We start from the raw sequence: 13,559 nt of genomic DNA, 5'->3' as shown, positions 1-13,559 counted from the left end.
ACAGGAATCATATATTCTGGTAGAGCTTGCGCCAGCTTTCTTCTTATTTTCTGCGGCTCACTCTCTTTCTTCCACACGATATACGCACATAGATTTACTTGTCCTTCCTCATCATGATGAGCCATCACATAGCCATTCTCGATCTCATCCAACTCCAACAGCTTCGCTGTAATTTCACCAGGCTCAATCCTCATACCCCGGATTTTGACCTGTTTGTCCAGTCTGCCAAGATATTCGATTGTCTGATCGCTGTGCCATTTGACAAGGTCACCTGTTTTATAAAGGCGCCCGTTTTGTTCGAATGGATCGGGTACAAAAGCACAATCCGTCTGATCTGGACGGTTCAAATAGCCCCTTGCAATACCTGCACCACCAATATACAGTTCACCAGGAATGCCTGATGGTACAGGATTTCCTTCTTCATCAAGCACATAGACTTTTGTATTGTCAATGGGCGCTCCCAATTTAATTACCCCTCTGTTCGGTGGACAGGACCATACGAGTGTATCGACCGTCGCTTCGGTTGGACCATAATGATTGTATAAGTGGTACCCTTGCGATGTAATTTGGTTAGCCAATTGAGGATCCAACTTTTCTCCACCACAGATGACCACTTCTAAATTCTTAGCTTTTTTCGTTTGTCCAGCTAAAAGTGCACGTAAGGTTGCCGGAACGAATTGAGCAATGCGGACTTTGTGCTCATTCAAGAAGTCAATTAGCATTTCCTTTTGGAACACCACTTGTTTTTCCGCAATAACAACAACAGCTCCCGACATGAGTGGAATCAACGTTTCCTCCACACTAACATCAAAGGCAGAATTGGTCATATGAAGAATAGCATCTCCAGGAGCCACATGATACGTCCTTTCAAACCATTGCCATAAATTCAGTACACTGTGCTGTTCAATCAAGACGCCTTTCGGCTCCCCAGTTGATCCAGACGTATAAATCATATAGGCTAGATGATGCCCTTCTGCCACTGAAGGTGGATTCGTTGTACGCTCTCCTTCCATCCCCTCATCCAAATAAATCACTTTGCCTGAGTATGAGTCTGTTCTTTCTTTCAGCACCGACTGTGTAAGTAAAAGAGGGACCGCGCTATCTTTCAGCATGTACTCAATACGGCTATCTGGATATTGAGGGTCAATTGGTACATAGGCTCCCCCCGCCTTTAAAATTCCCAGCATCCCGATGAGTAGATCAAATGATGGGCGAACCATGATGCCTACCAACATATCCGTTCCAACACCTTGTTGAATGAGAGCATGTGCTAGCTGATTGGCACGACTGTTCAATTCTCCGTAGGAGAGGGATTTTCCTCTAAAAACAGCCGCTGTTTCCTCCGGACGCACCTTAGCCTGCTTTTCAAATTGAGCCGAGATAGATTGGTAGGAAGGCATCGGTACAAAAGTATCATTCATGCTGGCCAATAGCGTTTGTTCCTCCTGAGAAAGCAACCCGATTTCGCCAATCAATTGATGTGGATCGGCCAACACCGTCTGGATAAGATATTCAAAATTTTGGGCCATTTGTTCAATAGTCTCTTTTCTGAATAAACTTGTACTATATTCAAAATAGATGTCTAAATGGGAACTGTGTTCAAACACATCCAATGATAGATCAAATTGTACATTGGGATTGAAAACGTTTTGTATCTCCCATTGTGCAGCAAGTTCTTCCTGCTCATGATGAAACGAAAACATGGTTTGAATAAGAGGAGTACCATTTGTCTTCCGTGTCATACTAGTTCGATTCATAATCCATTCTACAGGATCCACATCACATTCGAAGGCTGCAAAACAATGCTCCTGTACTTTTGAGAAAAATTCATTTACTGGCTGTGCAGACGGTAAATGAGTCCTAATAGGTAATGTTTTAACAAACATCCCAACAGTTTTATCAAAAATCGCATGATTTCTCCCAGCAGAAGGAGTACCGACTACTAAATCTTTCTGCCCTGTATATTTAGAGAGCAAAAGCTGATACATCCCTAATAATAGTGAAAAGAGAGTTTGATTCTGTTGCAGGGCATACTTTTTCAATTGATTTGTTATTTCCTGATTAAGCGTTCTGATATAAAAGCCACCCTCTGGCTGTGTTCCACTTGTCTGCTTCTCATCAAAAGGCAATGTCAAAACTGGAATATCACCCTTAAACTGCTGCTCCCAATAGGAAACATCCGCATCCATCTCATGCTGCTTTTCCCAAACAGCATAATCCTTATATTGGAGCGCAAGAGGAGGTAGCGGCTGATTGTGTTTATACAATTCAATGAATTCCCGTATAAAAATCTCAATTGATTGACCATCTGATATGATGTGATGCATATCAATAAACAGCAGATGATCTCCTTGATACTCAAAAACTCCCGCTCTTAACAGTGGAACCTGATGAAGATCGAATGGTTTTACCAATTTAGACATAAGTTTGTCTAGCCCGCCTTCACATACTCTTTCTCTCATCACTTCTACATTGGCAGAAGAGTGGATTCGCTGTACCAGCTCATCCCCAACAATATCAAAGGAAGTTCTTAGACTTTCGTGGCGCTCAACAAGCATATTAAGTGTGTTCTGAACACGCTCAATGTGTAAAGTATGCGGAGCCTTTAAAAGGAACGGCATGTTATAACTCTGCTCCCCGCCCGGTAAGTGGCTGATTGCATATATCCGTTGCTGATTTGCAGAAGCTGGATAATGGTCCTGAGATGGAGCTGGGAGAATACCAAGCACTTCCCTATTTTTTTCCTGTTCAATCATTATTGCCATTTCCTCTAAATAAGGATGTTCAAAAATCTTTTTAATCGACAATTTAACCGATAACTCCCTCTCAATGGCCGCTATCAGAGAAACAGCTTTGAGTGAATGACCTCCCACTTCAAAGAAATGGGTACCAATACTAACAGGAGTTACCCCTAAAATCTGCTCCCACAATTCTGCTAGTTTCTTTTCTACCGTTGTTCTAGGTGCAATATACTCCTCCTCTTGATTTAACATAAGTTCAGGAGCTGGCAGTTCTTTTTCATTGGTTTTTCCATTCGGTGTGATTGGAAGGTCGTTTAATGGAATGAAAAAGGAAGGCAGCATGTAATCAGGTAGCCGTTTAGCCAAAGCGTTCCTTATCTCCTTTGACTCTTTCTTGGTATCAGACACATAATAAGCGCATAGATATGTTTCATCTTGCTCGTTTTTTCTTTCCATAACATACGATTTTTTTATGTTATGGACGAGTAATAATTCGGCCGCTACTTCTTCTGGTTCAATACGGAAACCTCGGATTTTCACCTGACGATCAATTCGCCCCATAAATTCAATAGCTCCATCAGGAAGCCATCTTACCAAATCACCAGTTTTATACATTCTCTCCTGTTCTTTAAACGGATGTGTGACAAACTTCTCGTCGGTTAAATCAGGACGATTCAGATATCCTTTGGCAAGAGCTTTCCCAGCTATGCATAGTTCACCAGGCAGGCCGATTGCTTGAAGTTGCCCATATTGGTTTAAAATTATGAGCTCTGTATCATTCAGCGGCTTTCCAATTGGAATAGTTCCTAATCTTTTATCAATAGATTGAATTTGATAAAAAGCGGCAAAAACAGTGCTTTCCGTCGGCCCATACACATGAATGAATTTGTTAGATCCAGATTCCTTTAAGGCTTGCTCGACAAAAGAAACCGTTACCTTTTCACCGCCGAACAAAACGGTATGAAGTCCATTAAAAGCTGCTGGATTTTCAGCTATGATTGCATTGAATAAAGCAGTAGTCAAAAACATGGTTGTAATCTTCTGTTCTACTAAGAACGTAGAAAGTTCTCTTGGCGACAGAATGATGTTTGGGTCAATAAGGATTAATTCTGCTCCGTTCAGTAATGCTGCGAAAATGTCAAATACCGAGCCATCAAAAGATGGGTTAGATAATTGTAGAATACGATCCTCATGTTTCACATCTACATAATTTGTATTTACAGCCACTCTCATTACATTTTCATGTTTGGTGAGAATTCCTTTTGGCTTTCCTGTCGATCCTGATGTATAAATGACATAGGCAAGGTCTTGTAAAGAGGAAATAGAAGGAAGATTTTCACAATAGTCACCGTTATACATGTCATCTATAATCAGTACTTTTCCTGTATATATAATAGTAGGAAATATATCCGCATGCTTTTTTTGATCCGTGATAAGAATGGATATTCTCGAATCTTGAATCATATAATTTATCCGTTCCAGCGGATAATTTGGATCAATTGGAACATATGCTGCTCCTGCTTTTAAAATACCAAGAATGCCTATGATAAATGAGTGAGAGCGTTCCAGCATAACACCTACTAAGTCATTTGATTGTACTCCAAGCCCTCGAAGCTTTTTAGCAAGCTCGTTAGCGCGACTGTTTAGTATTTCATATGTAAGAGATTCTCCATTGAATGAAACAGCTGTTTTATTAGGAAAGCAAGCGGCCTGCTGTTCAAAGCGTTCATGAAGGGTGAGATTGTCTTCACCCCTATTGTAATTAGACGTTTGAAATGTTTCAGTTATAAGCCTTTTTTCTTTCTCATCAATTAGCTCTATTTCACACATCCTCATATCAGGTGCCTCAATAATCTGTTCTAATATACGGATAAATCGTCTGCTTATGTTACGGATTTCATCATTTTCATATACGTTTTGATTAAAATGAAAAATGATGTATTGTTCCTTTGGAGCAACAGTTAAATGAAAATCATAATTTGTTTGCTCGGTATCATGAAATTCTTCTATGCGAAAACCAAAAAGTTCTTCTTCCTCTTCTGTTGAAGTATCATTAGACGGATAATTCTGAAAAACAAGCAAATGACTGAACAAATCTGTCTTAAATTCTGTCATTTTCTGAAGTTCAGCCAGAGAGCAATATGAATAGCGCTCAGACTCCAAGTTTGATTCTTGTACATTCTGCAGGAGCTGTGCAAAAGACATTTCAGGCTCCATCTTTATTCTGACTGGAATGGTATTGATAAACAATCCCACAGCATGCTCAATGCCTTCTAATTCAGGTGGTCTTCCAGATACAACTGATCCAAATACAACATCTTTCGATTGGTTGTAATGACTGAGCAACAAAGCCCAAGCTGTCTGACATATAGTATGGACAGTGACTTTGTATTGCTTTGATAGTCGTTCAAGACTTTGAAGCAAGTCATCATTTATTTTTTGATAAAACTCCCCTTTTTGAAAGCCCTTTTTTGTTGCTTTCTTGTAGAATCTCGGCATTTCTGTATTTGTCTCAAGTCCTTTTAAATATTCCCTCCAGTAGGCATGAGCCTTATCTTTGTCCTGATTTTCAATCCATTGAATATATTTACTAAAAGAAAATGATTTCTTCTCTCTCACCGGCTCCTGGTGCAATAACGTAGCATATATCTCAAAGAATTCCTCTAAAACAGCTCTAGAGCACCAGCCATCCAAAATAATATGATGATTCGTAAAAACAAGTATATGCTCAAAATCGCTTAATCTCAGTACCTGTACCCGAAATAGAGGGCCAGTTACCAAATCAAACCCTTCCTTTAAATCCGATGCCAAGAACTTTTCGATAGCTTGCTCTTTATGAATCCCTTGTAAATGAGTATAATCATGCATTTGGATGAACATCTCTCTATTTTTGAATACAACTTGTCGAGGACGGCTTAACTTAGAATGAATAAAAACTGTCCGTAACAAATCATGACGTCTTACAAGAATATTCAGGCTATTTTCTGCAATATCAAAATTAAACGTACCGGAAATTTTCAGAGCGGATTGGACACAGTACGCTTGAAAATCTTGATCTTTATCGCTTAAATGATGAAACAACATACCTTCTTGCATAGGCGATAGCGGGTAAATGTTTTGGAAATTTTGTTTATTTTTCATTTTTCCACTCCTTTTTCTATCATAGAGAGAGGAAGGCCTCTCTCTACATGTCTTCAAGCAGCTCATAAATATGATCCAGTTCTTCGTCCGTCAATCGTTGATCATCAAAATCACTTAACGTTTTTTCTCCGTCATCTTCCTTATCTATACAATGATCGACCATTTTTTCAAGTGTTTCCGTGTAAACATTCAAAAGTTGTTCGATTTCATTTCTATCAAACTCACGCTCATGATATTCCAAATTGATTTCTAACACGCCATTTATGACTGCAAGATTCAAATCAAGCATGTGTGTTCTTTCATTTTCCAAGCTGTTTGAATTACCTAAGTGCAAAGATTGGCCCTCATTTTCATGCAACTCAAACTGACCCAAATAGTTAAAACTCACTGGAGGAGACGGTCTTTCTTCAATAGTGTGCAGTTCCTTACAATAAAGCAATCCATATCCCATTCCCTTTTGAGGAATACGGCGAAGCTGGTCTTTAACCGATTTTATTGCGGTTCCTAGTTTTTCTTCTCTTCCCGCCTCTAGTACAACTGGAAATACAGACGTAAACCACCCAATCGTTCTTGAAACGTCGACATCTTCCGAAAATGTCTCTCTTCCATGCCCTTCTAAATCAAGTGGTAGTTCTTCTATTCCAAATTGTTCCTTCATAGCTAACGCAAACGCCGCCAACAGAATTTCGTTTATTTCTGTGTTATATGCCCGATGCGCCTGTTTTAAAAGCAAATCCGTTTTTTCTTTGTTAAGTTGCCGAACAAGCTGTTTACTGTACCATCTCTTTTGATTGATCGATTGACGTACGGCTAAAGAAGAAGGTACTACCAGCCTGTTTTCAACATCTTCCCAATAAGCTTTTTCATTTACTACTTCCTCTTTGGCGTAATTCCACAATTCTGTTGTCCATTCTTTATAAGAAGTCGTTTTCTCAGGTAATTTTATTTTTTCTCCAGAAACAGCTTGTTCATAAGCTGTTTCTAGATCCTCAAGCAAGATCCCCCAAGAAACACCGTCTATGATGAGATGATGTATAACTATAACAAGGTGGTCCCCTTTATTGGTTTGAAAGATACTCGCTTTGATAAGAGGTCCATTTTCTATATCGAGCTCCCCTTGAATACTATCAATATGGTTTTCTGCAAGCTCTCGCCAGTTATTTTTATTTCTAAGGTTCATAACTTCCAATGTATAAAAATCAGCTGTATACGCTTTTCGGTTGATTTGAACCATCTGTTGCGGATTCTTTACAAAAACAGCTCTTAGTACATCATGGTGCTCTATGAGTTTGTCCAACGCCAATTCAACCGCTTCAGGGTCAAATCCTTCTGCTTTGTAGAGTGTCTCAGCCTGATTATAGTGGTGTGGATTAACAAAGTTTTTTGAAAAAAACCAATTTTGTATAGGAGAAAGTAGAATTTCCCCAGATATCTGCCGTTGATCAATCTGTTTCTTTAAAGGCTCGATATAGATAGCCACTTCTTGTATTGTTGCATGTGTAAATAAATACTTTGTTTCAAGTTTCAATCGATACTTTCTTAATTGAGAAGAAATTTGAATGGCTTTGATCGAATCTCCTCCATAGTCAAAAAAGCTTCCTTTTATGCTGACACGTTCTATACCAAGCACCTCCTGCCAAATGTCAGTGAGCAATTTTTCAATCTCTGTACAAGGCGGCACATATGCTTCTACTGTTTCTGTTTCTTTTTCAGGTATTGGAAGCAGCTGTTCACTCACTTTTCCGTTTGGCGTTAAAGGCAACTCATCTATTGTCATGAAATGCACAGGAATCATATATTCTGGTAGAGCTTGCGCCAGCTTTCTTCTTATTTTCTGCGGCTCACTCTCTTTCTTCCACACGATATACGCACATAGATTTACTTGTCCTTCCTCATCATGATGAGCCATCACATAGCCATTCTCGATCTCATCCAACTCCAACAGCTTCGCTGTAATTTCACCAGGCTCAATCCTCATACCCCGGATTTTGACCTGTTTGTCCAGTCTGCCAAGATATTCGATTGTCTGATCGCTGTGCCATTTGACAAGGTCACCTGTTTTATAAAGGCGCCCGTTTTGTTCGAATGGATCGGGTACAAAAGCACAATCCGTCTGATCTGGACGGTTCAAATAGCCCCTTGCAATACCTGCACCACCAATATACAGTTCACCAGGAATGCCTGATGGTACAGGATTTCCTTCTTCATCAAGCACATAGACTTTTGTATTGTCAATGGGCGCTCCCAATTTAATTACCCCTCTGTTCGGTGGACAGGACCATACGAGTGTATCGACCGTCGCTTCGGTTGGACCATAATGATTGTATAAGTGGTACCCTTGCGATGTAATTTGGTTAGCCAATTGAGGATCCAACTTTTCTCCACCACAGATGACCACTTCTAAATTCTTAGCTTTTTTCGTTTGTCCAGCTAAAAGTGCACGTAAGGTTGCCGGAACGAATTGAGCAATGCGGACTTTGTGCTCATTCAAGAAGTCAATTAGCATTTCCTTTTGGAACACCACTTGTTTTTCCGCAATAACAACAACAGCTCCCGACATGAGTGGAATCAACGTTTCCTCCACACTAACATCAAAGGCAGAATTGGTCATATGAAGAATAGCATCTCCAGGAGCCACATGATACGTCCTTTCAAACCATTGCCATAAATTCAGTACACTGTGCTGTTCAATCAAGACGCCTTTCGGCTCCCCAGTTGATCCAGACGTATAAATCATATAGGCTAGATGATGCCCTTCTGCCACTGAAGGTGGATTCGTTGTACGCTCTCCTTCCATCCCCTCATCCAAATAAATCACTTTGCCTGAGTATGAGTCTGTTCTTTCTTTCAGCACCGACTGTGTAAGTAAAAGAGGGACCGCGCTATCTTTCAGCATGTACTCAATACGGCTATCTGGATATTGAGGGTCAATTGGTACATAGGCTCCCCCCGCCTTTAAAATTCCCAGCATCCCGATGAGTAGATCAAATGATGGGCGAACCATGATGCCTACCAACATATCCGTTCCAACACCTTGTTGAATGAGAGCATGTGCTAGCTGATTGGCACGACTGTTCAATTCTCCGTAGGAGATGGAGCTTCCTCTAAAGACAGCCGCTGTTTCCTCCGGACGCATCTCAGCCTGCTTTTCAAATTGAGCCGAGATAGATTGGTAGGAAGGTATCGGTACAAAAGTATCATTCATACCGGCCAATAGCTCTTGTTCCTCCTGGGAAAGCAACCCGATTTCACTGATTATTTGATGTGGATCGGCCACCATCGTCTCGATAAGATGTTCAAAATGTTTTGCCATCTGTTCGATAGTTTCTTTTCTGAATAAACTTGTACTATATTCAAACCGGCACCCAAGGCAATCATTAAGAACTGCAGCCTCCAATGTTAAATCAACTTTAGAAGTGTTATAGTCTGTATCGACAATAGACATTTTGACACCTTCAGACAGCTCATAACTCTCTTTGACATCTTGTAGAGCAAATACAGTCTGATAAATAGGATTTCTGCTTGGATCACGATTGAGTTTCAGTTGCTTGGCTAGTTCATCAATAGGGTATTGCTGATGATTCAGCATACCAAGCATATCGCGTTTGACTTCTTGGCAAAATTGAGCGAAACTAACTGTTCTGCCAACTACCTTCCTAATAGGAAGAGTGTTGACAAATAATCCTGTAATCCTTTCTATATTTGAATGAATGCGTCCTGATATAGGCGTACCAACGATCAAGTCATCTTGACCCGTGTATTTTGATAACAAGACAAAATATACTGATAAGAGACTCATATAAAGCGTCAGGCCGTGCTTCATAGAATAATCTTTTAGTTTGTTTAGTAGATTTATATTTAATTCAAATTCAAATGTTTTTCCATCAAAAGATTGCACATCTGGCCTTGGGAAATCAGCAGGCAAATTGAGCTGTTCTGTATGGTCAACAAGAATGTCCCTCCAAAAATCTCGGTGTGCAGAAAACCGATCTGCTTCTAATTGGCGATTCTCCCATACAGCGTAATCTTTGTACCCAAGTTCCAATTGTGGCAAAGTTCTCCCCTGATATATCAATGCCAATTCTTCCATAAATACTTGGAGAGACATACCATCGAAAATAATATGATGAAAGTCTAATAATAAAACATGTTTTTGAAGAGATTGTATTTTAATCAACCGTGCCTGCATCAAGGGAGGCTTGTCCAATGAAAACGAATGAGGCGAAGCGCAAATAATCTCCTCTATTTCAGATTCCTTGTATACATCATAATCCACATGCAAGGAAACGTTTGTATGAACTTTCTGCTTAATGACGCCATCTTCTTTTATAAAAGCGGTTCTAAGCGATTCATGTCGATTGACTAACTTTTGCATTGCATCTATAAGCGCACCCGCGTCAAGTGGCCCATCTATTTGGAATACACAAGGTATGTTAAACAGATTAGCGTCTGTAATTAATGATCTTGTGTATACCCCTTCTTGCGCAGCTGTCACAGGATAAGAATCACTCTTCTTAGCAGGTAGCAGCTGTTCAAAATTGCTTATCTTCATTTTTTCTTCAATGACATCTGCCATTGCAAACAAAAGTGTATTAGAAAAAATATCCCCTAGCGTCAGTCGAATCCCGAACTCATTCTCAATCTCATTCAAAAGTTTTAATGCTTGCAATGAATGAAAACCTAGCTGGATAAAATCAGAAGTTGCATGTAAATCGTCTACCTTTAGCGTTTTCTTCCAAACTTCGGCTAATTTCGCCTCAACTGCTTTATGAAACAAACCTGTCTCTTCCTTTTCCTTGAAAAAGACTTCAGGCTCTGGCAGCTCTCTCCGATTGACTTTGTGGTTTTCAGTTAAAGGCAATCGGTCTAATTGAATAAAATATGTCGGGACCATATAGTCCGGCAGCTCTCTAAATAAAAATGCTTTTATTTGATTTGTGATATCTACTTCATCTGATTCAAAGTAAGCAGCCAATACGGTTTGATGGGAGTTAGGTTTAACAGTCTTTACAACCGCTCTCCTCACCAAAGAGTGCTGAATCATTTTTGCCTCAATCTCTCCAATTTCAATTCGATGCCCTCTAATTTTGACTTGAAAGTCATTGCGCCCAAGAAACTGAATATTTCCATCAGGCAGCATTTTCGCTTGATCCCCTGTCTTATACAGCCTTTCAGAGGGATCATAAGGGTTTAAGATGAATTTTTCCTCTGTCAGCTCTGCATTGTTCAAATAGCCTCTGGCGACGCCTTTTCCACCAATGTACAACTCCCCTATATAATGAGGTGGAAGAAGCTCCATGTTTTCACTAAAAATGTACATTGACATATTTGATAACGGTTTACCGATTGGCGTAATACCCTCATAATCTGCAAACGCCTGCTCAGAACAATAAATGCTCGATTCAATTGTCGCTTCAGTGACACCATATGTATTAAAAATTCGTATACTCTCACCATAACGTTCTAAGAGACGTTCATAGTCTTCTTTCAAACAAGAATCAGCACCCAGCACAACCAATTCAAGAGAAGTATGCTTAATCCCTTTTTCATACATGTCATCTAAAAGAGGAACAATTAAAGCTGGTGTTGATTCCAGCATTGTAATCTGATGTGTCTCAATCAAATTTTGAATACGTACTAAATCACGCTTTGCTTCTGACGAACAAATGACAAGGGTTCCTTGATTCAATAAAGCTCTTGCCATATCCCCAGAAAAGACATCAAACGAAAAGCTGGCCATCTGTAAGATACAAGGCTTCATTTCTTGAAAACCGTATGCTTCGTTATAGGCTTTCCACATATTTAGATAATTCCGATGTTCAATCATAACCCCCTTTGGCGTGCCTGTTGTTCCAGACGTATATATGATATAGCATAAATCTTCAGGCTTCGTCAGGTTTTCAATAGAAGATGTCGGCTGTTGCTGAATTGCTTCATCTTGAAAGTGGATGCATTCAATAGAAGCATCTTGTTCTACTCTATTTACTTGATCCGTCAGCAAAATCACAGAACTGCTGTCTTTTAGAATAAATTGGATTCTCTGCTCTGGAAATTCGGCATCGATTGGGACATAAGCTCCACCTGCTTTCATCACCGCTATCGATCCAACGATCATATCTTCTGTACGATTAGTAAGAATAGCAACTGTTTTTTCTCGTGTTATCCCCTTTTGTCGAAGGAGTCGTGCAAGCTGATTCGACCGCTCATCCAGTTCCTTATACGTCAGTGTGCGCTCCTCACAAACAACCGCTATCTTTTCAGGTATTTTTTTTGCAATTCTTTGAAAAATCTGTTGGAAATATTCCTCCGGTTCATGACAGACTATTTCCATTTGCTCCCTAAAATATAAGGATTGATCAGTAACTGTTAATAAATCTAAATTTCCAATCTGCTGCTGCGGAGCCAATAATGCTTTAGAAAGTAAAAGCATTATTCTATTAAACATGTCGCGGATCTCTGTCTCTTCAAATAAATCAACTCTATAGTCGATTTCAAATGCAATGTCTTCCCCATTTTTTACAATATGAAAGGCGAGATCATTGATTTCATAACCGTTATATAAAAAATCAACATTATATCTAATCCCATCTGTCTTAGGGAAATCCACCTCCAAATATTGTAAGGAAGTTGTATACAAATAATCATGCGTGCTGTGCTTTTTTCGCCAATCATTTAAAATACGATTATATGGATATTTTTGATGCCTCATTGTTCTAATCTGCTGCTGATTTAAATTTCTTACGAATGAAGAAAAAGTGAGAGCTGGATTAACCTCTACACGAAAAGGAACAGTGCTAACAAGCATGCCAAACAATTCCTTTTCACGAAGCGTTGTCCGATTGGAAAACATTGTACCGATTACAATATCCTTTTTCTGACTCATTTTGGACATATACAAGAAAACGCCTGACAAGAACAAATTAAATAAACTAATATGATTCTTAGTCGAATATTCTTTCAACTTTTCCGCAAGAGATTTCGGAACTGCTTTAGACAGCCGTATTGCTTTCGCACTGCTGCAATAATCGTTGCTAGGCTTAAGAGATGTTAATTCTGGCCTACTTTGGAAAATCTGTTCCCAATAAAGACGATCCTTTTCATAACGCGGACTTTTCTCGTATGTCTGCTCCGCTTCAATTTGCTCGATAAACGATGGACTTTTCACCATATCGATGACCGCACCACTTGCTAAATCAGTGTAAATGGAAATAATGCTCTCTATGCAACTCATGACAGACACAGCATCTGAAATAATATGATGAATATTCACATAAAGAAAGCACTGATGCCTGCTTTCTTTAAACACTTTAAAATCAAAAAGATCCTCGTCCTCTAGTGGTAAAGGTTGCTGAAAGTGGGCAAGTGCAGCCTCTTTTACACTTTCAGTGCCTGCATCTTTTAACTCGATAATTTCTATTTCTTTTTCAATATATTCAGCTACGTACTGAACTGGTTCGCCTTCTTTTCTAGAAATCATACGTAAACGGATATTGTCTGTTCGTTTTATATACTCATTTATAGCAATAGAAATTAGATTATAAAGAAGGGGCTGCTCTGTAGCCAATTGTATAAGTGCCCCGTTGTTTGAAATACTTGTATTAGGATACATTTTTTCAACATACCAAATGCCCAGCTGTCCATTACTTAATGGAAAATAACGACTCATCTACATGTACC

Annotated in this window: 2 protein-coding genes; both read right to left on the bottom strand. The window is 39.4% G+C overall.

Features of this window, described 5'->3' with window-relative positions; genetic code table 11:
• Window positions 1-5,882 (bottom strand): non-ribosomal peptide synthetase (locus ES895_RS23635; protein WP_135238701.1); only part of this gene is annotated, 5,882 nt, incomplete at its 3' end.
• Between the two features lie 43 nt (window positions 5,883-5,925).
• On the bottom strand, window positions 5,926-13,548 hold the full coding sequence (locus ES895_RS23630; protein WP_135238699.1) for a non-ribosomal peptide synthetase: 7,623 nt from the start codon (window positions 13,546-13,548) through the stop codon (window positions 5,926-5,928).
• Window positions 13,549-13,559: the final 11 nt, after the last annotated feature.

Origin of the sequence: Bacillus sp. 007/AIA-02/001 (assembly GCF_004634455.1) — a bacterium.
GTDB lineage: Bacteria > Bacillota > Bacilli > Bacillales > Bacillaceae_G > Bacillus_A > Bacillus_A cereus.
Note: the sequence above shows the minus strand (reverse complement) of the source record. Positions and strands in the feature narration are given on the sequence as shown.